Origin of the sequence: Nocardiopsis camelliae (genome assembly GCF_028993595.1) — a bacterium.
GTDB classification, from domain to species: Bacteria; Actinomycetota; Actinomycetes; order Streptosporangiales; family Streptosporangiaceae; genus Nocardiopsis; species Nocardiopsis dassonvillei.
On sequence record NZ_CP118614.1, the window covers coordinates 2,379,062 to 2,406,030 of the forward strand.

The 26,969-nt window shown below is 72.6% G+C and carries 18 protein-coding genes and 1 tRNA gene; 13 read left to right on the forward strand and 6 right to left on the reverse strand.

The genetic code is table 11. From position 1 onward, the window contains the following. Positions 1-47 precede the first annotated feature (47 nt). From PV789_RS10530 to PV789_RS10545, 4 genes are all read left to right on the forward strand, one after another. Complete coding sequence (locus PV789_RS10530; protein WP_274977225.1) at positions 48-707, forward strand: dienelactone hydrolase family protein; 660 nt, start codon at positions 48-50, stop codon at positions 705-707. Then, positions 704-2,002, forward strand: a complete 1,299-nt coding sequence (locus tag PV789_RS10535) for an erythromycin esterase family protein (RefSeq protein WP_274977226.1) — start codon at positions 704-706, stop codon at positions 2,000-2,002. Before PV789_RS10530 ends, PV789_RS10535 begins: the two co-directional genes overlap by 4 nt. A gap of 273 nt (positions 2,003-2,275) precedes the next feature. Beyond that, a complete protein-coding gene (locus tag PV789_RS10540; protein ID WP_274977227.1) occupies positions 2,276-4,156 on the forward strand; it encodes a hypothetical protein in 1,881 nt (626 codons plus the stop codon). 111 nt (positions 4,157-4,267) lie between these two features. Further along, positions 4,268-4,341 (forward strand) — tRNA-Pro (locus PV789_RS10545). A 238-nt stretch (positions 4,342-4,579) separates the two neighbouring features. On the opposite strand, the gene PV789_RS10550 is transcribed toward PV789_RS10545, so the two are convergent. Beyond that, a complete protein-coding gene (locus PV789_RS10550; protein WP_274977228.1) occupies positions 4,580-6,181 on the reverse strand; it encodes an FAD-dependent monooxygenase in 1,602 nt (533 codons plus the stop codon). A 120-nt stretch (positions 6,182-6,301) separates the two neighbouring features. Between PV789_RS10550 and PV789_RS10555 the strand changes: the two genes are divergently transcribed. From PV789_RS10555 to PV789_RS10575, 5 genes are all read left to right on the forward strand, one after another. Beyond that, complete coding sequence (locus tag PV789_RS10555; protein WP_274977229.1) at positions 6,302-6,886, forward strand: TetR/AcrR family transcriptional regulator; 585 nt, start codon at positions 6,302-6,304, stop codon at positions 6,884-6,886. Positions 6,887-7,370: 484 nt separating this feature from the next. Beyond that, the gene (locus PV789_RS10560) at positions 7,371-8,816 is read left to right on the forward strand and encodes a GntP family permease (protein WP_274977230.1); all 1,446 of its coding nucleotides are present in this window, start codon (positions 7,371-7,373) and stop codon (positions 8,814-8,816) included. Positions 8,817-8,955: 139 nt separating this feature from the next. Continuing rightward, the gene (locus PV789_RS10565; protein ID WP_274977231.1) at positions 8,956-10,131 is read left to right on the forward strand and encodes a CaiB/BaiF CoA transferase family protein; all 1,176 of its coding nucleotides are present in this window, start codon (positions 8,956-8,958) and stop codon (positions 10,129-10,131) included. Next, entirely contained in the window at positions 10,131-11,000 is an 870-nt protein-coding gene (locus PV789_RS10570; RefSeq protein WP_274977232.1) for an HpcH/HpaI aldolase/citrate lyase family protein, read from the forward strand. The genes PV789_RS10565 and PV789_RS10570 overlap by 1 nt, the downstream gene beginning before the upstream one ends. 16 nt (positions 11,001-11,016) lie before the next feature. Next, positions 11,017-12,036 (forward strand): LysR substrate-binding domain-containing protein, encoded by a 1,020-nt coding sequence (locus PV789_RS10575; RefSeq protein ID WP_274977233.1) that lies wholly within the window; start codon positions 11,017-11,019, stop codon positions 12,034-12,036. Positions 12,037-12,077: 41 nt separating this feature from the next. Here PV789_RS10575 and PV789_RS10580 read toward each other — a convergent pair whose 3' ends face one another. The 3 genes from PV789_RS10580 to PV789_RS10590 are packed head-to-tail and all read right to left on the reverse strand — an operon-like array spanning position 12,078 to position 14,714. Next, complete coding sequence (locus PV789_RS10580) at positions 12,078-12,911, reverse strand: ABC transporter ATP-binding protein (RefSeq protein WP_274977234.1); 834 nt, start codon at positions 12,909-12,911, stop codon at positions 12,078-12,080. Positions 12,912-12,913: 2 nt separating this feature from the next. Beyond that, positions 12,914-13,945: an ABC transporter substrate-binding protein gene (locus tag PV789_RS10585; protein ID WP_274977235.1), complete on the reverse strand. Its 1,032-nt coding sequence runs from the start codon at positions 13,943-13,945 to the stop codon at positions 12,914-12,916. A gap of 25 nt (positions 13,946-13,970) precedes the next feature. After that, positions 13,971-14,714, reverse strand: a complete 744-nt coding sequence (locus PV789_RS10590) for an ABC transporter permease (RefSeq protein WP_274977236.1) — start codon at positions 14,712-14,714, stop codon at positions 13,971-13,973. 605 nt (positions 14,715-15,319) lie between these two features. On the opposite strand from PV789_RS10590, the gene PV789_RS10595 reads away from it, so the two are divergent. The 4 genes from PV789_RS10595 (at position 15,320) to PV789_RS10610 (ending at position 21,708) form a co-directional block, all read left to right on the forward strand. Continuing rightward, a complete protein-coding gene (locus PV789_RS10595) occupies positions 15,320-16,072 on the forward strand; it encodes a cupin domain-containing protein (RefSeq protein WP_274977237.1) in 753 nt (250 codons plus the stop codon). A gap of 367 nt (positions 16,073-16,439) precedes the next feature. Next, positions 16,440-19,433: a 3-keto-alpha-glucoside-1,2-lyase-like domain-containing protein gene (locus tag PV789_RS10600; RefSeq protein WP_274977238.1), complete on the forward strand. Its 2,994-nt coding sequence runs from the start codon at positions 16,440-16,442 to the stop codon at positions 19,431-19,433. Positions 19,434-19,662: 229 nt separating this feature from the next. Then, positions 19,663-20,229 (forward strand): type I-E CRISPR-associated protein Cas6/Cse3/CasE, encoded by a 567-nt coding sequence (locus PV789_RS10605; RefSeq protein ID WP_274977239.1) that lies wholly within the window; start codon positions 19,663-19,665, stop codon positions 20,227-20,229. 594 nt (positions 20,230-20,823) lie between these two features. Beyond that, positions 20,824-21,708, forward strand: coding sequence for a SigB/SigF/SigG family RNA polymerase sigma factor (locus PV789_RS10610; protein ID WP_274977240.1), 885 nt, complete (start codon positions 20,824-20,826; stop codon positions 21,706-21,708). An 82-nt stretch (positions 21,709-21,790) separates the two neighbouring features. On the opposite strand, the gene PV789_RS10615 is transcribed toward PV789_RS10610, so the two are convergent. Beyond that, entirely contained in the window at positions 21,791-25,099 is a 3,309-nt protein-coding gene (locus PV789_RS10615; protein ID WP_274977241.1) for a right-handed parallel beta-helix repeat-containing protein, read from the reverse strand. Between the two features lie 60 nt (positions 25,100-25,159). Then, entirely contained in the window at positions 25,160-26,911 is a 1,752-nt protein-coding gene (locus tag PV789_RS10620; RefSeq protein ID WP_274977242.1) for a hypothetical protein, read from the reverse strand. Between the last annotated feature and the right edge of the window lie 58 nt (positions 26,912-26,969).

Genomic DNA, 26,969 nt, shown 5'->3' on the forward strand with positions numbered 1-26,969 from the left:
GGTCGGCGCACCGCACGGGAGCCCGGCCCCCACGAAGGGAGAGGACCATGACCGCTGTCGACGTGACGGTACGCACGCCGGACGCGCTGCTCGACGGGCGGCTGGCCGTGTTCCCCGGGGCGACCGCGGTCGTGGCCTTCGCGCACGGCAGCGGAAGCTCACGCCACAGCCCGCGCAACCGGGCCGTGGCCGAGGAGCTCAGCCGGGTCGGGGTCGCCACCCTCCTGCTGGACCTGCTCACCCCGGAGGAGGAGCGCGCCGACAGCGCGACCGGGCGGCAGCGCTTCGACATCGACCTGCTCACCCGGCGGCTCACCGGAACCGTGGACTGGCTGGCCGCACACGAGGACACCGCGGGCACACCCATCGGACTGTTCGGCGCCAGCACCGGCGCCGCCGCCGCGCTGAGGACCGCCGCCGAACGCCCGGACCTGGTCGCCGCGGTCGTCTCGCGCGGCGGCCGCCCCGACCTCGCGGGCACCGAGGCGCTCCAGGTCGTGCGCGCCCCCACGCTGCTCATCGTCGGCGGCGCGGACACCGAGGTCCTGCGGCTCAACGAGGACGCGGCCGACCGGCTCAGCGCCCCGTGCCAAATCCACGTCGTCCCCCGCGCCACCCACCTGTTCGAGGAACCGGGGGCGCTGGAGGAGGTGGCCGACGCCGCCTCCGGCTGGTTCGCGGGCATCCTGGGCGAGGCGGAGCGATGAGCGGCGGAACCCTCCCGGACGCCCTCCCGCGGCTGACCGGACCGAGGTCGCTGGACCCGCTCATGGAGCGGATCGGCGACGCGCGCTACGTGCTGCTGGGCGAGGCCTCGCACGGCACCGCCGAGTTCTACCGCTGGCGAACGGAACTGACCCGGCGGCTGATCGGGGAGGCGGGCTTCTCCTTCGTCGCGGTGGAGGGCGACTGGCCCGACTTCCAGCAGCTGCACTGCGGCGTGGTGGGCGCGGAGGGGGCGCCCGGGGACCCGAAGGAGATCCTGGAGGGCTTCCGCAGGTGGCCGCAGTGGATGTGGGCCAACACCGAGGTGCTGGAGTTCGCCCGGTGGCTGCGCGGACACAACCTGGGGCTCGCGCCGGAGCGGCGCGCCGGGTTCTTCGGCCTGGACGTCTACAGCCTGTGGGAGTCGCTGTACGCGGTGCTGGGGTGGCTGCGCGAGAACATGCCCGAGCAGGTGGAACCGGCCCTGAACGCCTACCGCTGCTTCCAGCCCTACGGCGAGGACCCCCAGGCCTACGCCCGCGCGACGCGGCTGGTGCCCGAGAACTGCGAGGTCGAGGTCGTGCGACTGCTGGCCGAACTGCGCGAGCGCGCGGGGCAGGCCTCCTCCGCCGAGGACCTGGCCGAGTTCGCCGCGCGCCAGAACGCCGAGGTGCTCGCGGACGCCGAGCAGTACTACCGGGCGCTGGTGCGCGGCGGCCCCGAGTCGTGGAACGTCCGCGACCACCACATGGCCGACACGCTCGACCGGCTCATGGACTACCACGGGTCCGGTGCCAGAGCCGTCGTGTGGGAGCACAACACCCATGTCGGCGACGCGCGCGCCACCGACATGGCCGCCGCGGGCATGGTCAACGTGGGGCAGCTGGTGCGCGAGCGCCACGGTGACGAGGGCGTGGTCCTCGTCGGCTTCGGCACCTACGAGGGCCGGGTCATGGCCGCCCGGGCGTGGGGGGAGACCCCCGAGCCGATGCCGGTACCCGCGGCGCGCCACGGGAGCGTGGAGGCGCTGCTGCACCAGTCGTTCGAGGGGGAGACGGGCCTGCTGCTCCTGACCGGCGACGGTGCGGACGACCCGTTCGCGGGCGAGGTCCTGCCGCACCGCGCCGTCGGCGTCATCTACCACCCCGGACGCGACGGGCTGCGCAACTACGTCCCGACCGTGCTGGGGGAGCGCTACGACGCCTTCGTGTTCGTCGACCGCACCCGCGCGCTCACGCCCCTGCACGAGGTCGAGGAGGACTCGGGCGAGGAGGAGACCTGGCCCAGCGGCCAGTGACGCGGACCGGCTGCCCCCGACACGTGCCTGGAGTCCGGTCGCGTGCACGGATTCCGTCTTTGTGCGCGGATTCCAAATGTGTGCATGGTTTCCGTCTGCGTGCACGGATTCTGGACGGATGTCTGCAACCGGGCGGGTACGCGTGCGGGACCGGACGCCCCTGCCGTCCGGATTCCGTCCGCTGCTAGGTTGTCCGCGGACATGACCGACGGTGCGGCCGCGCGGACACGGCGCCGCCGGCTCCGGCGCGCGGCCCCGGAGCCGGGGAGAGCAGTGGACGGGGCAGGGGCGCCGGAGCGGCGCCGACGCGTGGGGAACGCCCTGGCGTGGGCCGGGTCGGGGATGCTCATGGGCGCCCTGCTCCTGGCGGCCGCCACGGTGGTCCGGAACTGGGGAAGGTACGAGGACGGCCTGCTGGAGGAGACCGGCGGCTGGTGGGTTCCCGGAGTGGCCGTCGCGGGAATGGCCCTGTTCTACGGGATCCGCTGGAACCTGACGCGTTCCCGCCGCCTCGACGACGAGCCCGAGGGCCGGGCGTACGTGGTCTGGCTCGCCCTGGCCGCCCTCGGCGGCGTGTACCCGGCCGTCGCGGGCTTCCCGCGCGACTCCTTCGAGGCGACCGCGGAGACGGCCTGGCACTACGATCCCTCGCCCGCGGCGGCCGCCATGTGGCTCGTCGTCTGCGCGGTCGTACTGGGGTGCCTGTCCATGCTGGCGTCCGTGCAGCCGCAGAGGCTGGCGCCCCTGCGGCGCTCGCTGCCCTCCGCCGCGGCGGGCGTCCTCGCCGTCGTGCTGGTCAGCGCGCTGGTGGGTGTGACGGCCTTCCCCCGGGAACCGCACACCACCGCGGTGGAGGGCGGCGACCCGCCGCCGGTGCCGGAGACGGTCAGCCGGGTGGGGTGGAGCTGGGCGCCCCCGATGGGGACGCGGATCGAGGAGGTCCGCGCGGGCACCCACGGGCCCCTGGTCCTGCTCGGCGACGGCGCGGTCTCCCTGGACGGGGAGACCGGCGAGGAGCGGTGGTCCTTCCGGCGCCCGCGCGACCGGAGCCGGAGCGTGTGGGCCGACGACGCGCACGTGTACGTGCGCTACGTCCGCGGCACCTTGCCGGAAGGGGCCGAACCCGAGGCGGACGGCGAACCGGTGGAGTGGACCACTGCGGTGCTCGACATTGCGACCGGTGAGGTCACCGGTGAGCACACCGCGCTCCAGTCGGACGGGTGGGGAAACCTCGTCGCGATGACCCCCGAGGCCCGGATCGGACTCGTCCGGACCGGACCCGGCGGTTCGCTCACACTGACCGCGAGATCGCTGGACGGCGACGGGGAACTGTGGTCGCGCACGCTGGTGGAGGCCGACGACGGCCTGGCCTGCCGCCACGAGGACCCCCTGCGGTACGGCGACCTGCTGGTGACCCTGCACGGGTGCGCCCCCGAGAGGCAGAGCAGGTTCGGGGACCACTCGGACTACTCGACCTTCTTCGACCTCTTCTCGGGCGGGAACCGGGTGGAGGTCGCGGTCACGGCGGTGGACCTCACCACCGGGGAGGAGGCCTGGCGCCACGAGTGGATCACCGCTCCGGAAGAGACGGCACCCGAACCGGTCGGAGGCCCCGTGCCCGCCGGAGACGGCACCCCGGTGATCGCGCTGGAGCAGTACGACGCCGATCCGGCCCTGCGCGTGCTCGACGTCGCCACCGGGGAGCGGCTCGACCTCCTCCCCGAACTCGTGGCGGACGAGGACTGGGGCAGGGACGGGGGCTACGAGCAGGAGAGCGTGGTACAGGTCGACACCGCAGGCGGTGTGCTCCGTGAGAGTCTGCACGACGGTTCGTTGTTCCACCGCGTCGACGCCTCGGGCGGGATCACCGCGACGGCGGACACGGAGAGCCTCCTGGGCGGGTACGCGAGCATGGCGAACGTGGTCGCGCTGGAGGACGTGGTGCTCGTCCCGCGCACGCGTACCCCCCTCGCGGCGGACGACCGACGGACCGAGGTGGCGGTGGCGCCCTTCGGCGAGTCGGTGTCCTGGGACACGGCGCGGTGGATCGCCCCCGAGGGACAGATGCTGGTCGACATGCTCGCGGTCCCGGGAGCGGTCGTCGTGCACACGGGTGAGGACGAGGAGGCCCTCGTCGAGGGGCTGGTGCCCTGAGAGAGCCCCCCGCGCCTGGTGCCCGCGGCCGGATATCCGGTTCGAGAGCCCTGCCGGATGCGATACAGTTTCACCTGTTGGCGGCGCTGGGAACGGCGTTCGCGCAACGGACGGGACGTAGCGCAGTTTGGCAGCGCACTTGACTGGGGGTCAAGGGGTCGTGGGTTCAAATCCCGCCGTCCCGACAGAGGAATAGCAGGTCAGCGAGGGGTCCACCATTCGGTGGGCCCCTCGCTGCTTCCCAGGTGGGTTGAACCGGGGGCGGGTGGGCACACGAGGTCGGACGTCCCCCCGAGTAGTGGACGTCTCCGACGCTGAAAAGCGCGGGTCAGCCAGCTCAGCCCGCTCGTCCACGAGCAAAGAGGTCACGGACCGCTTCGAGGTCTTCGAGGCGGCGGAGGCGTTGTCCGAGTGTGGTGGCGGTTATGACCAGGCCTCGCCTGCTGTTGCCTCGACGGCGTGGGTGGGCACAGCGGTGGCGTTCAACGCGGCGTTGAGTGCTTGGGCGGGATCGGACGGGGCGGTGATGGTGCGCCAGGCGATGTAGCCGTCGGGGCGGACCAGGGCGGCCCCGTGGGATTCAAGGCCGTAGGCGGTGCGGAAGGCGTCGGGCTCCACCGGTTCCGCGTCGGTGCCGATGTGCACGAACGTGACTGGGATGTCCAGCTGCTCGGCGGCGCGGGCCGCAGCGGCGGCCCAGCGGTCGTCTTCGGACAGCAGCACCCAGTCGCGCCGGAACAGATCCAGCGTCGAGCTCTCCCCGCCGTCGACGGCGACCCACAGGTGCGGGGCCCGGGTGCCCGGCTGACCGGCCCATTGGTCGGGTCGCCGCGCGGGCGGCAGGTCGGCGTCCGCTCCCAGGACCGCGGCCGAGCGGTAGAGCTGGCCGAGTTCGATGGACGCGTCGTCGAGCACCGGCACGTCTGTCCTGGGGGCCGCCAGGTGGGCCTTGTAGTCGGCGCGGGCGAAGAGCTGGTCGTGGCGCAGGTCCGCGACAGGCCGGCGTTCGGCGTCGTAGGTGTCCAGCAGTCGGGGCGCGGATCTCCCGGTCAGCACGGCGGCCAGTTTCCAGGCCAGGTTGTGCACGTCGTCGATACCGGTGTTGGCGCCGAAACCGCCGCGGTTGGGCGGCAGTTGGTGGGCGGCGTCCCCGGCGAGGAACACCCGGCCGTCGGAGAAGCGGTCAGCGATGAGCCCCGCCAGGTCCCAGCGGCCGGTGGTCACCAACTCGATGGGGATGTCGGTGCGGCCGATCGCCTGCCGCACCACCTGGATCTGCTCGTCGGCGGCACGCTCGGTGTCGTCGCTGAGCATCAGCACCCAGCGCCCGTCGGAATAGGTGGTCAGGAACGCCTTCAGGTCGGGCTGCTCGATCTCGAACTGGACCACACCGTGCTGGAGGTACTCGTCCAAGGGGGCGCGGAACAGGATGCTGCGCTGCACCGACAGCGGACCCGCCCCGTGGCGGCCGATGCCCAACGCCTCACGCACCGCACTGGTCGCGCCGTCCGCGGCCACCACGTACTGGGCGCGCAGGCGGTATTCGTGGCTGTCGTCGCGGCGGCGCAGGGTGGCTGTCACGCCGTCGGCGTCCTGGACGAAGCCGAGCAGTTCGGTGCCCAGTCGCAGGTCAGCGCCCAGTTCGACCGCTCGGTCACGCAGGAGGGGTTCGAGCCGGTCCTGGGTGACCGCGATCGCGTGCACCGGGGAGTCCTCCGCGCCGTAGGCGCCCCTGCCACCGGGCGTCCACGGGTACTCCTCGAACCAGGTCCCGGTCAGGCTCTCCACCCGGGCCCGCCGCGGCGGCTTCATGCCCTGGAGCGACGGCGGCACCTCGACCCCGACCTGCCGGAAGTGTTCCACCGTACGGGTGGTGAAACCGATCGCCCGCGGATGCGGGGAGCTGCCGCGGTGCCTGTCGACCACCACGACCGGAACGCCCTGCCAGGCCAGGAACACCGCGGCGGACAGCCCGACCAGGCTGCCGCCGACGATCAGTACCGGTGCCGTTTCGTTGCCGCTCATCTCGATCATCCCCTCGCTGCGGTGAGTCCAGCTCTGACCCGCCCAGGAAAACACAACCTGATTAAAAAAACAACTGAGTTAATATATTAAGTGAGTTAAGTCATGTGCTAGGGTGGTGGCATGTCTGTTGAGCCGCCCGGACGTCGGGAACGCAAGAAGGCCCAGGTTCGCCGGGCGCTGGCCGAGGCCGCGCAGCGGCTGTTCCTGGAGAAGGGCTACGACCAGGTCAGCGTCAAACAGATCGCCGACGCGGTGGACATCTCGGGCCCGACGGTGTTCAAACACGTCCCCGACGGCAAGGAGGCGCTGATGTTCGACGATGGCGTCGAACGTCGGGAAAGCCTGCTGTCCGCGGTGCGTGAACGCCCCGCCGGAGTGTCGGTGATGGCGGCGCTGCGGGACTTCATGGCCGGGCGCGGGCCGTTCGTGGCCGACCCCACCCCGGAGGCCCGCAGGCTCACCGAACTGATCGTCAACACCCCGGCCCTGCGCGACTACTCACGCAAACTGTGGATTCGCTGCGAGGAACCCCTGGCCGAGGCCATCGCCGCCGGGCTCGGCCGCGACCCCGGCGATCTCACCGCCCGCGCCGTCGCCCGCTACGTCCTTGAGATCCCGCAGTTCCTCAGCGACGAACCCGACCCCCGCGCCGCCCTCGACGCCGTGTTCGACCTGCTCGAACACGGCGTCGAGGGCGCATCCTGACAGCGTCAGCCGGGGCGCGACACGGATTCCGTGTGCGACGGCCCCTGCCAAGGGTGTTTCGTGGCTGTGCCCCTTGGTCGGGGGCCAAGGGGTGGTGGGTTCACACCCCGCCGTCCCGGGCCGCTGCGCCGGTATAAGCCCTGCTTATGAGCCCCATGGGGACGGGCCCCTACCAGGCGGCCCCGACTTCGTGTTGCATGGTCAGGTCTGTGGCGCGGACCACAGGGCGACGCGTCCACCCGCCGCCGCGCGGCGCAGTGCCGTTCGCGGCCCTCCGCGGGACGACGCGCCCGCGATACGGCCCCGGCGCACGTCAGGGTGGACCCGGTCACATCTTTCCAGCACGGATGTGCGAGCGTTTCCGCCAAGGCGGCCGCGCTTTCGCGCGGCCTCAGGCGGTGGAGAGACCGGACCGGTCGCGGTCCGCCTCAGTGGCCCAGAGCCTGACACCGCCCCCCATCAGGTATGAACGGAAAAGAGCCAGATGACTGACACCTTGGTCGTGGCGCACACGGCGATAGCGATTATCGGCGTGGTGCTGCTGATCCTGGCCGCCCGCGTCGAGCCGGTGATCGCACTCGTGATCGGGTCGATCTACCTGGGACTCGCGGCCGGGCTGGGGTTCGAGAAGACCATCTCGACCATCGCCCAGGGCTTCGGCGACATCATGACCGAAGTCGGGCTGCTCATCGGATTCGGCGTCCTCCTGGGGTCGCTGCTGTTCCGCATGGGCGCCCTGCAGAAACTGGTGGAGCTGCTGCTGAGACTGCTCGGTCCCAGGCGGCTCCCCTACGCGCTCGCCTCCGTGCTGAGCACGATCTTCCCGTCCATCTACGTGGACGTGCAGCTCGTGCTCGCCGCCCCGCTGGCCCGCTCCGCCGCGCCCAGCCTGGGCCGCAACGGCGTCGGCATGATGGGCGGCGCCCTCAGCACCGGCATCCTCGTCGGCTACGTGTTCGTGATCCCCGGTCTGGGAACCGTGTCGATCGCCGGTCTGCTGGGCGTCCCGCTCGGCACGATGCTGCTCTACGGCTTCGGGGTCGGACTGGCCACGGCGGTGCTCACCGTGTTCCTCTACGGGCTCCTGCTGAAGGTCGGGTTCTGGAACCCCGACAAGGACGAGACCGCCCCGGCGGCGGTCGGCGAGCGCGAGCCCGCCGGTGCCGTGCAGCCCGCGGGCGCCGCGCCCGGCGGCGGCAGCGGCGGCGCTGGTGGAGCCGGTGACGGCGGTGGCGGCGACGGCACGGCGAAGGTCCCCGAGACGGCGCCGCGGACCCCGCCGCTCTACGTCTCCCTGCTGCCCATCCTCATCCCGCTGGTCATGATCGCCGCCGGGGCGATCGCCGAGGCCGCGGGCGTGACGTCTCCCGTGATCGCCTTCTTCGGCGACCCGGTGCTGGCGCTCTTCGTGGGCCTGCTCGGCGCCTACGTGCTGTCGCGGGGAGTGCTGGGCAACGCGCGCACCAACGACGCGCTGGGCGAGGGACTCAACACCACCGGGCAGATCCTGCTGGTCACCGGTGTCGGCGGTTCGCTGGGCGCGGTGATCGGCGAGACGGCCCTCGAAGGGGTCCTGGGCGGCCTGTTCTCGGCCGACGCGGGCACGCCGACGCTCGTGGCGGTGCTGCTGGCCTGGCTGGTGGCGGCCGTGCTGCACGTGGCCATCGGCTCGATCTCCGTCGCCGCCATCGCGGCCGCGGGCATCCTCGCCCCGATCATGGGCAGCCTGGACCTGCCGCCCGCGGTCCTGGGGCTGTCCATCGGCGCGGGCGCCCTGTTCGCGCTCCACGTGAACAGCAACTTCTTCTGGATGTTCCAGTCGCTGCTCGGCGTGACCACCCGGGGCACGCTCAAGGCGCTGACCTTCGTGACCTCACTGGCCTCGGTGGTCTCGCTGGTCATCGTCGTGGGCATCAGCTTCGTCGTCTAGCGGGGACGACCGCCGCGAGCCGCGGCCACCGTCCCCGTGGGCCGCCGCGCACGCGGCGGCCCGCGGGGACGCGGCTCCCGGCACCCCCCCGCACGCGTGGCGCGCCCGACCTTCACACACACGCAGGAGAGAAGAAACCATGCAGCCGCTTCGCGGTGTCACCGTCGTTTCCCTGGAGCAGGCCATCGCCGCTCCCTACGCCAGCCGCCACCTGGCCGACATGGGAGCCCGCGTCATCAAGGTCGAGCGCCCCGGCACGGGCGACTTCGCCCGCGGCTACGACTCCCGCGTCAACGGCATGAGCTCGCACTTCGTGTGGGTCAACCGCAACAAGGAGTCCCTGACGCTGGACATCAAGGACCCGCGCGGCAACGAGGTGCTGCGCCGGCTGCTGGCACGCGCCGACGTCTTCATCCAGAACCTGGCGCCGGGGGCCGCGGCCCGCGCCGGGCTGGGCGCCGCCGAGCTGCACGCGCGCCACCCCGGGCTCATCGTCTGCGACATCTCCGGCTACGGTTCCCCCGGCCCCTACGAGACGATGAAGGCCTACGACCTGCTGGTGCAGAGCGAGTCGGGGCTGCTGTCGGTGACGGGCAGCGGAGAGGAGATGGCCAAGGTCGGCATCTCGGTCTCCGACATCGCCGCGGGCATGTACGCCTACAGCTCGATCCTGGGCGCGCTGCTCGAACGCGCACGCACCGGGAAGGGCGCCCACCTGGACGTGTCGATGCTGGAGGCCACCGCCGAGTGGATGGGCTTCCCGCTCTACTACACCTACGACGGCCAGGAGCCGCCGGCGCGCGCCGGCGCGGCGCACGCCACGATCTACCCCTACGGCCCCTTCGTCGCGCGCGATGAGCAGGTGGTCCTGATGGCGATCCAGAACGAGCGCGAATGGCGCGCGTTCTGCGAGCGCTTCCTGGAGCGCCCCGCGCTCGCCGAGGACGCCGACTACGCGACCAACGCCGCCCGCAGCGCCAACCGCGACACGCTCAGGGCCGTCATCGCCCGGCGCTTCGCCGAACTGGACGGCGACGAGGCCACCTCCCTGCTCGCCGCCGTCCCGGTCGCCTACGCCCGGGTGAACAGCCTCGCCGACGTGTGGAACCACCCGCAGCTCGCCGCGCGCGGGCGTTGGCACGAGGTGGACACGCCTACGGGGCGGGTCCCGGCGCTGGCGCCGCCCGGCCCGCGCGACCCGGCCCCCCGCATGGACCCGGTCCCCGGCCTGGGCGAGCACACCGACGCCATCCTCGGAGAGCTGGGGATGACGGCCGAGGAGACCGGCGAGCTGCGGTCGGGCGGGGTGGTCTGATGGCGTCGCGGACCAACGCCGCCGCGCGCGCGGACGCGCTCGCCTCGGCCGTCACCTGGCTGTTCGTGCCCGCGTCCCGCCCCGACCGGTTCGCCAAGGCGGTGCTCAGCGGCGCCGACGCCGTCATCATCGACCTGGAGGACGCCGTCCCGGCCGACGGCAAGGAGGCCGCGCGCGAAGCGCTGCGGGCCGGGTGGCCGGGCGTCGCCGAAGCCCGTCCCCCCTCCGGCGGAGCCCCCGCCGTGGCCGTGCGCGTCAACGCGCGCACCACCGCGGAGTTCGCCGCCGACACGCGGCTGTGCCGTGAGCTGGGGCCGGACGCCGTCGTCCTGCCCAAGGCCGAGTCCGGCGACGACGTGCGCGCCGCGGCCGAGGCGGGCGGGGCGCCGGTGCTGCCGCTGATCGAGTCCGCCCGCGGGCTGGTGGAGCTCTCCGGCATCGCGGGCCGCCCCGAGACGGTCCGGCTGCTGTTCGGCGGGATCGACCTGGCCCTGGACCTGGGCACCGCCGACGACGCCGCGCTCGACCCGTCGCGGAGCGACCTGGTGCGCTGGTCGGCGGCGTGCTCGCTGCCGCCGCCGGTCGAGGGCGTCACCACGGACGTGCGCGACGGCGCGGCCGCGGCACGCGACGCCGTCCGCGCCCGCCGCTGGGGGTTCGGCGGCAAGCTGTGCGTGCACCCCGCCCAGGTCGCGCCGGTGGACACCGCCTTCGCCCCCGACGCCGCCGAGCTGGAATGGGCGCGCGGGGTACTCGCCGCGGGGGACGGGGGCGCTGTTCAGCGCGGTGGTGAGATGATCGACCGGCCGGTCGTGGAACGCGCCCGCCGACTGCTGCGGCGCGCCGAGGGGAGGGACCGGACCGTGTAGGCCGAGGGGACAGCCAGTGGACATCGCCCAGTTGCGGGACTTCATCGCGGTCATCGACAGCGGGAGCTTCACCCGCGCGGCCTCGGCGCTGTTCGTCTCGCAGCCCGCGGTCAGCCAGCGGATGAGGCAGCTGGAGAGCGAACTGGGCGTGCGGCTCGTGCAGCGCGGCCCCCGCGGTGTGGTTCCCACACCGGCGGGGCGGACCCTGTACCGGGACGCCCAGCAGCTCATCCGCCGGTTCGACCAGATCGCCGAGGACGTGGCCAAGGAGCCCCGGGCCATCCGCGGTCCGGTGGCGGTCGGGCTGCCCACCGCGGCCGCCGTCCACCTCGCTCCGGCGCTGTTCTCCTGGACGAAACGGAACTACCCCGGCGTCCACCTGCGGCTGTTCGAGTCGGTGAGCGGGTACATCCAGGAGCTGCTCACGGTCGGGCGGATGGACCTGGCCGTCCTGTACCGCGACGACGCGGCGCCCCGGCCGGCCGAGACGCCGCTGTACTCCGAGGAGCTGTACCTGGTCGGGCGCTCGGACGACGAGGAGCCGCCCGGAGACGACCGGGCCGCCGGGCCCGCCCCGGCGGGCCCGGCCGCCGCCGACACCGCGGCGTACGGGGAGATCAGCCTGGCCGACATGCTCCGGGTGCCGCTGGTCGCCCCCGGGGCGCGCAGCAACCTGCGCGTGCTCATCGACCGCGTCTTCACCGAGCACGGCGCGGTGCCCACGATCGCCGCCGACGTGGAGTCCCTGGGCACGATGGTGCGCATCGCCGAGAGCGGCGAGGCCTGCGCCCTGCTCCCGCTGTCCAGCGTCGAGGCGCTGCGCAGCGCCCCCGACCTCATGGTGCGGCGGGTCGTGGACCCCGTGATCGAACGCCACATCGCCGTGTGCGCCGGTTCGGACTACTACGAGCCGCGGGACGCGGTGTCCGTCGTCCGGCACGGCATCGTGCAGGTGACGACCCGGCTCGCCGAGCGGGGGGCCTGGCCGGGGATCCGCCTGGCGGCCCGGACCGGGACGCGCGCCGACCGGCCCTGACCGGCCCCGCATCCCCGCGCGGCTCCGGGTCCTGTACGGGCTCAGTCTGCGGTGGCGGTGGAGCCCAGCAGCTCGCGGACGCGTCCGGCGATCCTGTGGAACTCGGGGTTCTCCAACGTGGGCTCGTACTCACGGCGGCCCGGGATGTCGATGGTGAACTCCTCGATGACGCGTCCGGGGCGCGGCCCCATCACGACGGCACGGGTGGCGAGGTAGACGGCCTCGGCCACGGAGTGCGTCACCAGCACGACGGTCATGCCGGTGGCCTCCCAGATGCGGCGCAGTTCGACGTTCATGTTCTCCCTGGTCAGCGCGTCCAGCGCACCGAACGGTTCGTCCATGAGGAGGACGTCCGGTTCGTGGAGCAGGGCGCGGCACAGGGAGACGCGCTGCTGCATGCCGCCCGAGAGTTCGAAGGGCATGGCCTTCTCGAAGCCGGTCAGGCCGGTCATCTCGATGAGTTCGTCGGCCCGCCGACGGGACCACGTCCTGGGCAGTCCGCGCATCTCGGCCTGGAACAGGATGTTGTCGCGGGCGTTGCGCCACTCCAGGAGCGCGGCGCGCTGGAAGACGAAGCCGACGTCGCGTCGGGGCCCCTCGACCGGGGTGCCGCGCAACGTCACTGCGCCCGCGCTCGTCGCGGTGAGTCCGGCGATCACCCGCAGCAGGGTCGACTTCCCGCAGCCGGAGGGCCCCGCGATGGTGAGGAACTCGCCGCGTTCGACGGTCAGGTCGATGCCGCTGAGGGCGTGCACCGTGCGCGCCCTGGTCCGGAAGGTGACGTCGACCCCGTGGACGTCGACCATCGGGCCCGCGGGTTCGGGGGAGTCCGCGCCCGCCTCTCCCGACGTGCTGTCCGCTGCCCTGGCGAACATGCTCACCGCCCCTCCGCCGTGAACGAGGCGTCGAAGTAGGCGCTCGTCTCCTTGGCCTCCTCGACCAGCCCGGCCTCGGCCAGCACCTCGATGGTCTGGCGCCAGTCCTCCTCGGCGGTGACGCCCGGAGCCCGGCCCCGGGTGTTCTCCGTGTGCAGCAGCGGGATGGTCTCCTCCCACTGGTGGAGGAGCACCTCCGCGCTCGGCAGCTGCGGATCCCGGCCCTCCATGGCGGCGACCGCCTCCTCGGGCGCCTCCTGGGCGGCGCTGTAGGCCTGCGAGGTGGCGGCGACCATCCGCTCGACCAGATCCGGATCGTCCTCGATGGTGGAGGTGTGGGCGAGGAGGCCGTTGCTGAAGAAGTTCAGTCCGGCGTCGGTGTAGCGCAGGTAGCTGACCTCCTTGCCGCTCTCCTCGGCGAGCTTGGGCCCCTGGTCGTGTGCGAAGCCGATGAGGCCGTCGACCTGGCCCGACATCATCGCCGCGTTCTTGCCGGCGGCGTCGAGGTTCTGCTGTTCGACGTCGTCCTCGGCGAGTCCGACCGCCTCCAGGTACAGGGGAAAGGTGGTCGTGACCGCGTCGCCCGCGGAGACCGCGATCGTTCTGCCCCTGAGGTCCTCCGGTTCCGTGATGCCCGTTTCGGAGAACACCTGGACCGCCGAGGGCGTGGACTGGAGGAAGACGCCCACGGACCTGACGTCGACCCCCTGGTCGATGTTGGCCAGCAGCGCGGGGGCGTCGGCCCAGCCGAAGTCGTAGCTCTGCTGGCCGACGGCCTGCACGGTCCTGCTGGAGCCCTGCCCGGCCTCGATCGTGAGCGAGATCCCGTGCTCCTCGAAGATCCCCTGCTCCACGCCGTAGTAGAAGGGGGCGTGCTCGCCGTAGGGGTACCAGTTGAGCTGCAACGTGACCTCGTCGCCGCCGCCGTCCGAGCCCCCTCCGCCCGAGCAGGCGACGAGGGAGAGGACGCCGGACGCGGCGGCGAGTGCGGCCAGTGCCGAACGCTTGGGAACGGGGAACATGCGAGTGGCCATGGGAGTCCTTCGTGGCGAGGGGTGGTCAGCCTCGGTTGCGGCGTGACGCGTGCCAAGGGATGAGGAACATCTCGGCGATCTGGATGACGGCGAAGAGCAGGACACCGAGGGCCGACATGATGAAGAGCGCGGCGAAGAGCATGGCGGTGTCGATGTTGCCGTTGGCCTGGAGGATCACGTAGCCGAGGCCGGAGTTGGCGCCAACGAACTCGCCCACGACCGCGCCGGTGACCGCCAGCGTCGCCGCGACCTTGAGTCCGGACAGCAGCTCGGGCAGCGCCGCGGGGAAGCGGACCTTCCAGAAGGTCCTGATCCGGGACGCGCCCATGGTGGAGGTGAGTTCGAGGAGTTCGGGGTCGACCGAGCGCAGGCCGCTGATGCCGGAGATGACCACGGGGAAGAAGGCCATGAGCACGGCCACGAAGATCTTCGGGCTGGCGCCGAAGCCCAGCCACACGACGAACAGCGGCGCGATCGCGATCTTCGGAATGACCTGCGCGAACAGGACGAGCGGGTAGAAGGTCTTCTCCACCGTGGGGGAGTAGACCATGAGCACGGCGACGGCCACGCCGACCAGGGAGGCGATCACGAAGCCGACGACGGTCTCCACGGTGGTGACGACCGTGTGCGTCCACAGGTAGGCGGTGTTGTCAGCGAACGCCTTCCACGTGTCCACGGGGGACGGGAGGATGTAGGGCTCGACGAGTCCCCCGGCGGTGACGAGGAACCACGACAGCGCGAGCAGTGCGAGGAAAACGAGGGGGTACACCAGCGCGAACGAGCTGAGTGGGCGGCGGATGCGGGACCTGCGGAACGTGTCTGGCGCTCGTGCCTGCGGGGCGCGGGGAGCTTGTTCTGCCTGTTGAGTCATGTCCGACCTGATATCCCTCGTCGGGAGCGGGCGGTGGCCTGGTACAGAAAGCGCTTTCCGTCTCAGGGATGTTAAATACACCACAGTGGAGATGTCAACGCCCCTCTCGGAGGGGCGGCGGGGGTGCGGCGCACGCGGTCCGGAACGAGTGCGGCGGATCCCGGTGCGACGCGGAAGGCTGTCGGTCGACGGTTCCGAGGGGCCCGCGGGGGAAGGCCGACGCGTGAACTCTCGGTGATGTGATGTTGACAACATGTGGACGCGCACGTACTTTTGCCGCACAGAAAGCGCTTTCTTTCGAGCGATCGAGGGTCTGCCCATGAGTGCACCGCCGTCCTGTCCCCACCGGCCGAAACTCTCGGGCGGCGCGGTTCTCGCCGCCGCCTCGGCGGCCTCCCGCCCCGCGTTCCCCCGTCCGGCGGCACCGGATCCGCCCGCCGCCGCGCATGGAGGGCGCCGGTCCGGTCTGCGCAGAGCCGGCGGACCGCTGAAGGGAGTCACCGTTGAACGCCGGGCCTGAGGCTTGCGCCTCCGAGGCGCCGTCGCTGCCGGGCGGGATCGGCCTGTCCCGGCTGCGCGTCTACGACTGGCCGGCCGCCCAGGGCTCCGACGGCCTCTGCGGCGGCACCCCGCACATCCACCTGGCCTGTGCCGAGGCCTACGCGGTGGTCGGCGGTTCGGGCGCCGTGCAGACCCTGACCACGGACGGCTTCGCCTCGACCCCGCTCGCCGACGGCGACCTCGTGTGGTTCACACCCGGTACGGTGCACCGCCTCGTCAACGACGGAGGCCTGCGCATCATCGTCCTCATGCAGAACGCGGGCCTTCCCGAGGCGGGTGACGCCGTCCTCACCTTCCCACCCGACGTGCTCTCCGACGCGCGGGCCTACGCGGAGGCCGTCTCCCTCGACCCCGCCGACCCCGAGCGCGCCGCCAGGGCCCGACGAGACCTCGCCCTCTCCGGTTTCGCCGAACTGCGACAGCGTCTGGAAGCGGGTGACCGGTCCGCGATGACCGACTTCCACGCATCCGCCCTGCGTCTGGTCTCCGCGCGTCTGCCCGACTGGCGCGCCCGGTTCGCACGGGGTCCGGCGGCGGAGGTCTCCCGCACGGCCGCCCACCTCGACGCGCTCGCCGGGGGCGACACCGCGCACCTGTCCTCCGCGGCGGTCCACCGGGGCGAACCGGCCCCGGCCTGGGGCATGTGCGGACGGCTCGACAAGTTCGAGGAGGGCGGGGTGTCCCGCCTCCTCTGAGAAACCCCGAATCCTCCGGACAACCCCCGCCACGGCCCCCCGACAGAGAAATCACCGCACCCCGAAGGGCTCCTTCCGGAAACCCGTACCCTCCTCGGACCCCCTGTCCTCCCGGAACGCCCCCACGCCCTCTCCTTCGTCCTGTCGGCAGTCGCTCTCCTTTTGAGTGAGAGCCCCGCCCCCCGCCCCGGCCGATCCTCCCGCCGCTCCCGTCCCCGCCCTCGGCCCCGCCCACATCCGCCAGGCGCGGCGGTTCACCGTGCCCCGACCCCCCGACCAGTACCGCGTCCACGCGTGCGCCCGACACGGGCGGGCGCCGCGCGCGCCGACGAAGACGACGACATCCAGTCACGCGAGGTGAAAGTCCATGCCTGCTCGACCACGCGGTTACCTGGCCGCGGCCCTGGGGTCCACCCTGGTCGCCGGGTTGCTCCTCCCGGCGGGAACCGCCGCCGCCGACCCCACCGATCTGCCGCCGCAGGAGCCCGGAGTCACGCTCCAGGTCTTCGACGTCGGTTTCGAACCGCAGGAGATCTGCACGCTGACCGAAGGGCAGACGCCCAACGTCGACGTCCTGCGCCCGGACATCGACTGGGAGACCACCGAGGAGTTCGGCGGCATCGCCAACAACTTCATGGCGCGCGTGACCGGGAACATCCACGTGACCGAGGATGGCCTCTACGACTTCCGGATCACCAGTGACGACGGGTCCCGCCTGAACGTCAACGGCGAGGAGATCATCGAGAACGACCGGAGGCAGCCCCCGACGGCGGCCGACGGCTCGGTCGAGCTGACCGCGGGCGCGCACGCCCTGCGCGTCGACTACTTCCAGGGTGCCTTCGACAAGGCGCTGCGCCTGGAGTGGAGACCGCCCGGAGCGGACGGGTTCGTCCTCGTTCCCGAGTCGGCGCTGACCACCGACGCCGGAGTCACCCGCGTGACCGCGCCCGGCGTCAAGACGTGCACCGACGCCGACGACAGTCCCGGCGACGGGGCTCCGCTGGCCGGAGTGCACCCGAACTACACCCTGACCGACCTGCGGCCGGAGGGCTACGAGCCCATGGTCACCGGCATGGACTGGTTCGACGACGGCCGCATGGTCATCACCACCTGGGCGGGGCGCGAGAGCTTCGACGGCGTCGTGGAGATCGTCGACGGCACCGTGGGGGAGGACGCCGGCTCCGGCACCACCACCGCGGAGGTCGTCGCGACCGGCATGAACGAGCCGCAGGGGGTGCTCGTCGACGACGGCGAGGTCATCGTCTCGGAGAAGCACCAGCTCAGCCGACTGGTCGACGAGGACGGCGACGGCTTCTACGAGGCCACCGAGGCCATCGCCACCTGGCCCTCCGGCGGGACCTACCACGAGTTCGCGTTCGGCCTCCTGGCGGACGAGGACCACTACTACCTCAACCTGTCGGTGGCCATCACGCCCGGCGGCCGGACCACGGTGCCCCAGCACGTCGAGAACCGCGGCACCTCGGTGAAGATCGACAAGGAGACCGGCGAGCTGGAGTACGTCGCCGGCGGCCTGCGCACCCCGAACGGCATCGGCTGGGGCCCCGAGGGCGAGATCTTCGTGGCGGACAACCAGGGGGACTGGCTGCCGGCCTCCAAGCTGGTCGAGATCGAACCGGACGCCTTCTACAACCACTACACCACCCCGGCGGGGCCCTTCGACGACCAGCCGGTCACCGAGCCGGTGCTGTGGCTGCCGCACAACGAGATCTCGAACTCGCCCACCAACCCGGTGCTGGTCGAGGAGGGCCCGTTCGCGGGGCAGATGGTGTTCGGCGACGTCACCTACGGCGGGATCCAGCGCGCCTTCCTGGAGGAGGTCGACGGAAGGAAGCAGGGCGCGGTGTTCCGGATGACCCAGGGCCTGGAGTCCGGCGTCAGCCGACTCGCCCTCGGCCCGGACGGCTCGTTCTACGTCGGCGGAATCGGCGGAGGCGGCAACTGGGAGCAGCCGGGCAAGCTCCCCTACGGCCTGCAGAAGCTGACGCCCACGTCCGAGGAGGCCATGGACATCGTGTCGATGGAGGTCACCGAGACCGGGTTCGACATCACCTACACCCGGCCGGTGGCCGACGACGTGGTCGAGAACGTCGGCGAGCGGTACGAGGTCGAGCAGTGGTCCTACACCCCGACCTCGCAGTACGGCGGGCCCAAGCGCAACGAGGAGACCCTGGCCGTCACCGGCGCCTCGGTCTCCGACGACGGGCACACGGTGAGCCTGGACATCGCCGGTCTGCGCGAGGACCGCGTCGTGCACGTGCGTTCTCCGAGACCGTTCGCCTCCGCGGACGGCACCGAGCTGTGGAGCACCGAGGCCTGGTACACCGTCCACTCCATCCCCGGCTACGTCGAGCCGCCCAACGAGACGGGCGTGTACGAGGCCGAGGACGGGACGCTGCGGGGCGGCGCGGACATCGACGACGAGCACCCCCACTTCACCGGCGGGGGCTACGTCGACGGCTTCGGTGGCGTCGGCGCCTCCCTGACCTGGGAGGTCGGGGTCGACGAGGCCGGGACCTACCCGGTGACCCTGCGCTACTCCAACGGCCCCGACCCGTTCGCCGGCACCAAGACGATCTCGCTCGGCGTCAACGGTGAGGACCGGGGCCAGATCGCACTGGAGACGACCGGGACCTGGCAGACGTGGGCCGACCACGTCGAGCGGCTCGACCTCCGGGAGGGGACCAACACCATCACGCTCTCCGCCGACGAGGACGACGACCGCCACCTGAACTGGGACCACCTGCGGATCCAGCAGGAGTCCTGCGTCCCGGCCGAGCCGGACGAGGGCTACCGCATGCTCTTCGACGGCACCGAGGAGAGCTTCGCCGACTGGGAGATGGTCGGGCCCGGCGGCTTCGTCACGCAGGCCGACTGCACCATGCGTTCCATCGGCGGACTCGGCCTGATCACCCACCCGGAGGAGCTCACCGACTACAGCCTGACCCTGGACTGGAAGATGGGCGGCGACGACAACTCCGGCGTGCACATCGGCCTCCCCGACCCCGAGGGCGGCCCCGGGGTGCGCAACCGCGCCTTCGAGGTGCAGATCGACGCCACGGACGAGCCCGAGCTCACCACGGGAGCGATCTACGACTTCCAGGGGGCCGACATCGCGGCCAGGGACGCGGCGCTCAACCCGCCGGGGGAGTGGAACACCTACGAGATCGTGGTCGAGGACCTGAACGTCACGGTCCACCTCAACGGCGTGCTGATCAACGAGTTCGACACTGAGGGCGCCCACCCCGACCGGGACCTGTCCTCGGGCCGCATCGGGTTGCAGAACCACCACACCGGTTCCGACGTCTGGTTCCGCAACGTGCAGGTGAGGGACCTGGACTGAGGCAGCCGCCGGTTCCGCACGTCCTGAACCGATGAACCGCTCCCCGGGAGCCGGACCGGAAGAACCGGTGCCGGCTGCCGGGGAGCGGTCCTGTGCGGACGGGCCGAGCCGGGGCGCGGCGCCTCATACAGTGGGAACTCCGTTCCGGGCGGAGGCGATCCTCGACGGCCCGCGACCGAACACGAACACCGACCCCCGCCCCGGCGGGGACGCCCCGGAGGGGAACCCCTTGTACCTGTCCCGCATCAACCTCGACCCCAAGCGCAGCGCCCGGATGGACCAGTGGGCGGTCATGGGGCAGGCCGTGCGCAGAGCGGTCGATCCCGACCCCGATTCCGACGCCCGCGTGCTGTGGGCGCGCACCTCGCCGAGCACGCTGGTGGTCAGCTCCGACACCGCCCCCGCCTGGGGCAAGGTCCCCGGCGCGACCTCCGCCGCGATCCACCCGATGCCGCGCTACTCCGAGGGCGAGACCGTCCGCTGGGAGCTCATCACGGCGCCCACCGCGCCGCGCGGAGCCGGGGCCGCCGGTGAGGGGGCGCGCCCGCGCGGCAAGCGGGTCCCCCTTCCGGAGGAGGAGTTCGAGGGCTGGCTGGACGGCAAGCTCGCGGGCGCGTTGGACCTCACCTCGGTGCGGTGGAAGCACCTGGGCGGCAGGCCCGCGCGGTACCACTTCACCGGCGAGGCCGTGGTGCGCGACAGCGAGGCGCTCCAGGAACTGTGCCTGGACGGCGTCGGCGCGGGCACGGCCACGGGGGCCGGGCTGCTCCTCGCCAGCCCGCTCGCCCCGAGGTAGACCCGGGCTCCCCGGAAGCCCCGCGGACCCCCGGACTCCGCCGGGCCCGCACGCCCGCCCGGGTGTCCCCGTGTCCCCGAAGCGCCGGTCCGGGGCCCCTCCCGGCGGGGCCCGGGGCTCCCGCCCGCCGCCGACCCCGGTGCCGGAGGCGGGCGGGCCGGGCGTCCCGCGCACGTGTCGGACCACGTCCGGAGCCCGGAACCGTGCGACTGTGTATCCGACCGACGCGGGTGCCTTCGACCGGGCGAGCGGGTCGCGGCGCCTCGGGAGCGCTGGCGGCGGGGCCACGGGACGAACGGATATTCGTGTCGGATTTGAGATAATTTGACGCTTTTTGCAAGTTAATTGTCGTATTGCAACAAAAACTTGGATTCGTGGCTTTTGAAGCCGTTCCTCAGGGAACCTAGTCTGTGCATCGCGGCTGTCCCGCCAGCCACAGGGCCACCGGCCCCGCGGGTCGCGCGCTGGATCGCGCCGCCGGTGTCCTGCCCAGGCAGGTACATGAGCACACAGGACAGAGCACCGGGGGGTTTCCTCTTGTCCACGTCTCTCAACGAAACACACACGTCAACGACCGTCACCGGCCGACTGCCCGTGATCCCCAGACCGCGCAGGCCGGTCGAGGACACCGTCCCCGATGACACGGGGAACGAGGACGTCCGGGAGGCCGAAGAAGCCGGGGAGGCCGGGGAGGCCGGGGAGTCCGGGAGGGTCCGCCCCGAGGAGCTGATCTCCCAACTGCGCGACCTCGCCGAGGACGACCCCAGGGCCGACGAGCTGCGCGAACGGGTGGTCGTGCTCTACCAGCCGCTGATCAACAAGATCGCGCGCCGCTACGGGGGGCGCGGCGAGCCGTTGGAGGACCTGAAGCAGACCGCGATGGTGGGGTTGGTCAAGGCCGTGCGCGGCTACGACCCGGACCGCGGCAAGCCCTTCATCTCCTACCTGCTGCCCACGGTGACGGGGGAGATCAAGCGGCACTTCCGCGACCACACCTGGGCGGTGCGGGTGCCGCGCCGCCACCAGGAGAACCGGGTGAAGCTGCGCCGGGTGACGGGGGAGTTCCAGCAGGAGCACGCGCGCACGCCCACGATCGCGGAGCTGGCCCACGAGATGGGGCTGCCCGAGGCCGAGGTCAGCGAGCTGGCGCAGGTCTCGGAGTCCTACCGGTCGCTGTCGCTGGACGCGCCCGACTCCTCCGACGCCGAGGGGCAGGAGGGCACGCGTCTGGAGGACCACCTGGGCTGTGAGGACGCGGCGCTGGACCGGGTGGTGGAGCGCGAGTCGCTCAAGCCCGCGCTGGCGCGGCTGCCCGCGCGGGAGCGGGAGATCCTGCGGTTGCGGTTCTTCGGGGACCACACCCAGTCCGAGATCGCGGACCGGTTGGGCTACTCGCAGATGCACGTGTCGCGGTTGCTGTCGGGGGTGCTGGAACAGCTGCGCGAGGAGGCCGGCGGGCACGCGCCCGGCCACGGCTGAGTCCGCGGCCGGGCCGCCTCCCGGAGGACGGCCCCGTGGCGCCCTCCGGGAGGCGGCCCCGCCCCCGCCCCGCACCGCGGGGTCAGCGGGCCGGGATGTCCTCGGGCAGCAGGGTGGTGAAGTCCTCCATCGTGGCGTTCTGGACGCCGTTGACCAGGCGGCCCGCCTGGCGGGTGATCATCCGCTCCAGCACCTGGCGCGCGTAGCGGGCGTTGCCGAAGTTGACGTCGCGGACCACCCCCGAGAAGTGCTCGTGCAGGGCCGCCGTCGTCTGCTCACCGCAGGTGTAGCCCGACCCCTTCGCCATCCGCTCGACGATGGTGACCAGCTCGTCGTCGCTGTAGTCGGGGAACTCCACCTGGTGGTTGAACCGCGAGGCCAGACCGGGGTTGGAGTCCAGGAAGCGCTGCATCTCGTTGGTGTACCCGGCGACGATGACCACCGCCTCGTCGCGGTGGTCCTCCATGAGCTTGACCAGGGTGTCGATGGCCTCCTGGCCGAAGTCGTTGCCCGATCCCCGCGGTGCCAGCGAGTAGGCCTCGTCCACGAACAGCACGCCGCCCTTGGCCCGCTCGAACACCTCGGCGGTCAGCTGGGCGGTGTGCCCTACGTAGCGCCCGACCAGGTCCGACCGGGCCGCCTCCACCACGTGGTCGCCGCGCAGCACCCCCAGGGCGTGCAGGAGCTTGCCGTACAGACGGGCCACGGTCGTCTTACCGGTACCGGGGGGACCGGCGAACACCAGGTGGTGGCTCATCGCCGCCACCTGGAGCCCCATGGCGCGCCGCTGCTGGGACATCAGCAGCAGGTTGGCCAGGTCGTTCACGGTCTCCTTGACGCTGGCCAGGCCCACCATGGCGTCGAGCTCCTCGCGCAGGGCCGCGATCCCGTCCGCCGTGCCGCCGATCTGCTCCTCCTCGGCCGCCTCCCCGAGGTCCTCGGGCAGCAGGAGGGTGAGCGAGTCCGGGCTGTCGGGGATGGTCCCGCCCAGCCGGAACGCCTGGCGGTCGATCATCTCCTCGAACAGCTTTCGGGCCTCGCGGCCGTTACCGAACACCGGTCCCTTGGGCACCCGCTCGAAGTGGGCGAGCAGGGCCGCCTCGGTCTCCTCCGCCATCCGGTAGCTGTGGGAGACGCACATGTTGCGCACGATCTCCGTCAGCTCCTCCGGCGCGTAGTTGGCGAACTCGATGGTCCGACTGAAGCGGGAGGCCAGGCCGGGGTTGGTGTCGAGGAAGCTCTGCATCTCCTCGGTGTAGCCCGCGACGATCACCACGACCTCGTCGCGGTGGTCCTCCATGAGCTTGACCAGGGTGTCGATGGCCTCCCGGCCGAAGTCGGGACCGCTGCCGCCGCCCTCGCCGCCGCTGGCCAGCGCGTAGGCCTCGTCGACGAACAGCAGACCGCCCTTGGCCCGCTCGAACACCTCGGTGGTCTTGATCGCCGTGCCGCCCACGTACTGCGAGACCAGGTCGGCGCGGGCCACCTCCACCACGTGCCCGTAGCGCAGCACGTCCAGTTCGGCGAGGATCTGCCCGTACAGCCGCGCCACGGTGGTCTTGCCCGTACCGGGCGCGCCGCCGAAGACCAGGTGGCGGCTCATGGGCGGCGTGGGCAGGCCCATCTCCGCCCTGCGCTGGGCCATCTGGTTGCGGGTGACGAGCGTCTTGACCTCGTGCTTGACCCCGGCCAGGCCCACCAGCCCCTCCAGTTCCATCATGGGGCCGACCTCCTCGTCCTCCCCGTCCCCCTCATCGGTGGCGGGGGCGTCCGGCATCGGGACGGGCGCGCCCGCCAGGTCGCCGAACGCGTCCGGGGCCCCGTTGCCGCGGCTGAGCAGCTCCTCCGTGCGCATGCTCTGGCTGGCCACGGTCTGGCGCAGCCCGGAGCGGCCGTTGTCGCGCACCGAGCAGTCCTCCACCGCCACGTCCTCGGCGGAGTGCACGAGGATGCCGTCGGCGCCGTTGCCGAACACCTCGCACCGTCGCAGCGTGGCGCTCGCCTTGGCCGCCACCAGCACGCCGTTGCGGCGCCCGTTGTAGACCCGGGTGCGCAGCACCGTCGCCCTGCCCCCGGCCCGCACGGCGATGCCGTCGCCCGTGCACTCGGACACGTCGCAGTCGCGCACGTCGGCGGACGCGCCCGAGCCCACCGAGATCCCGGCGTCGCGGCTCCCGGAGATCTGCACGCCGGTCAGCAGGGGCGCTCCGCCCTCGTCCACGGACACAGCGCTCTTGCCGGTGCGCTCCAGCGTCACGTCCTCCAGGCGTCCGCGCCCGCCCCTGCCGAACACCACACCCTGGCCCCGGGTTCCGGTGATCGCGGTCGCGCGTAGGAAAGGGGCGCACTCCTCGACCACCACGCCGGGACCGGCGGTCTCGCTGACCAGCCCGCGGTCGAACTCCACGACACTGTCGCCGCCCAGGCTCAGCCCCAGGCCGCGGCGCACGACCAGGCCGAGGAAGGCGGTGGAGGCGCGCTCCTCGGCGCGCACGGCGTCGCCGCCCGACTCCTCCACCTCGCACTCGGTGAAGGTCCCGCGCGCCCGGCCCGACAGGTGGATGGACACACCCTTGGCGCGCACCACGCGCGCCCGCGCCACCCGGGGGTCCGAACCGTTGCGTACGGCGATGCCGTACCCGCCCACGTCCTCGAACACGCAGTCCTCGACCACCGGCCGCGACCTGCTGGAGACCACCAGCCCGTCGCCCTCGACATCGTGTACGCGCGTGCCCAGCAGCGAGGTGGCGGCCCCCTCCTCCAGCGCCACGGCGGGCTTCTTGGTCCCCGAGATCTCGCAGTCCCGGATCGTGCCCGCGGCCTGTCCGCTGACGAACACGCCGTTGCCCCCGGCGTCGCGCAGCACGCAGGAGCGGATCGTGGGGCGGGCCTGCTCGCCGATGACCACGGCGCTGGTGTCGACCTCCTCGACCACGCAGTCCTCGATGACGCTCGGCCCCGAGGAGGTGATCACCACGCCCGCCCCCGCCGAGCAGGTGACGCGGCTGTCGCGCATGGCGAGCGCGCCGCCGCCGCGCACCGACACCGCGGTCCACGAGGCCCCCTCCACCTCGCAGTCGGCCATCTCCAGTTGTCCGAGGGGGATGTCCACGGCGGGGTAGTCGGCGTGGCGGCCGCGCAGGACCAGCCCCGACAGTTTGACCGCCTCGGCGCCCGAGACCACGGCGCAGCCGCTGGCGGTGGTGATCTCCACGCTGCCCAGGCCGTCGCGGGCCATCAGGGTGACCACGTCGCGCAGGACGAGGCTCTCCTCGTAGCGCCCGGGGGCGATGGTGATGAGGGCACCGCTGTCAGCGGCCTCGACCGCCTCGGTGATCGTCGCGTGCCCGTCCTGAGCGTCGGCGTCGACGGTGAGGAGCTGCCTGGTCATCGGTGTCTTCCTAAGTCGGGGGGGGCGGTGGGGGGGGGGCCGGGGCCGCCCCGCCGGGGGTCAGGAGCAGGACGCGCGCACCGCCGAGGCGGCCACGTGCGAGCTGGCGTGCTCCCGGTCCGCGAGGGCGTCGGCCCCCGCGTTGGTGAGCTTGACGGTGAACTCCTCCGTGGGGGAGGTGAACCCGGTCACCTGGACCCAGCCGCCCCGGATCCCCGCCTGGTCGATCCCGAAGACCGCCACGGGCGGCCCCTCGGCCGAGGGGCCGGAGAAGAGTTGGTACTTCGCCTCCCCGGGGGAGATCCACAGCGGGCTCTCGTCGTCGGGCACGTGGACGTAGAGCTCGCATGCGACCCCCGCCTCCCCGGGGGTGAACGTCCAGGTGGCGTACTGGCCGTTGCCCCGTTCCGGGTCGCCCGAGACGGGAAGGGCCTCGTAACCGCCGTCACAGCCCTCCTGAGCGTACCCGCCGGGCCGGGTGGCCCAACTGGCGGTGCCCTCCGCGCTGGCCCAGCGCCCCTCGTTCGCGTAGGAGGCTCCTGGTGAGGCCTGGCAGCCGGGCCCCGCGACGGCGAGGAAGGACTCGGGTTCCGAGGCCCCCGTCACCGCGCCCGAGTCCGCCAGGACGGAGCCCCCGCCCTCCGAGGGGGGCGGGTCGGCTACCGGGGCGTCGGCGGGCGGCGCCCCGCCGTTGGCGGCGTCGCCGTTCCCCGTGGCCCCGCCCTCCCGCGCGGCGTCGCCGTTTCCGGCGGCACCGTTCTCCCTCGCGGTGTCGCCGTTTCCGGTGGTGTCGGCGAGGGGGGCGTTCATCCCCTCTGCGCCAGTGCCGTTCCCGGTGCCGGTGTCACCGTTTCCGGCGCCCTCTCCGGAGCCCTCCCCGGGCGCTCCTTCGGCCTCACCCTCCCCGGAGGTCCCGGCGCCCTCGTTGTCTCCGGTCGCCGCGTCCTCTCCGGTCGTCCCGTCCGCTCCCTCCTCACCGGCTGGGGGACCGGCGGCCGTGTCGCCGCCCTCGGCCGGTGCGCCACCGGTCGCGCCGTCTCCGGTTCCCTCGGTCCCGGCGGCCGTGGCGTCCTCGGTCCCCGGCTCCCCGGCGGCCGTGGCGTCCTCGGTCCCCGGCTCCCCGGCGGCGGCCGTCTCTGCAGCGCCGCCTTCGGTCCCCGGGGCGTCCGTCTCGGCGGCCGGGGGCGGGTTCTCCTGTGCGGCGGGGGCGGTCTCCACCGGATTCTCCCCGCCGGTGGCGGCGGTGCCCGGGTCGGGCATCGTCGGGGTCGCGCCCCCGTCGCCGCTCACCTCGGGGACGTAGCCGGTCTCCTGGGGCGCCGCGGCCTGCTGGGGCGCGGGTGCGGCGCCCGTGTCCGCGGGCGCGGCGGCGGTTCCGGACTCGCCGCCCGCCGAGGCGCCCGCCTCGGCGGTGTCCGAGGTCTGGCCGCCGGTGCCGTCCACGCCGCCCGCGCCCGACGCGAGCGGCGTCGCGTCCAGGGTCACCCCGGGCACCCCCGCCGTCATGGCGAAGGGGGCGGCGACCAGCAGCAGGCCCGCGATGGCCGCACCCGCCAGGACGGGTTTGCCCGGGCGGTCCAGGGCCACCTCCGGGGCCTGGGGTGCGGCGGGCTCGTGCAGGGCACCGGTGATCCGGGGACCGGGAACGGCCTCGGCCGCCCCCTCGGTGGATCCGACCGCGGGAGCGGGCGCGATGTGCGCGGCCCCACCGGAGACCGTGCCGTCGGCTCCTCCGGAGAGCGCCGACCGGAAATCGGACGCCGCTGTGGGAGGGCTCTCGGCCGCGCCGCGCGCCTGCGCGTTCTCAGACATCGAAGCTCCTTCTCAGGGGACCCGTGGGGCCGCGCCCGCGGCCGCGCGGGGAGGGGGG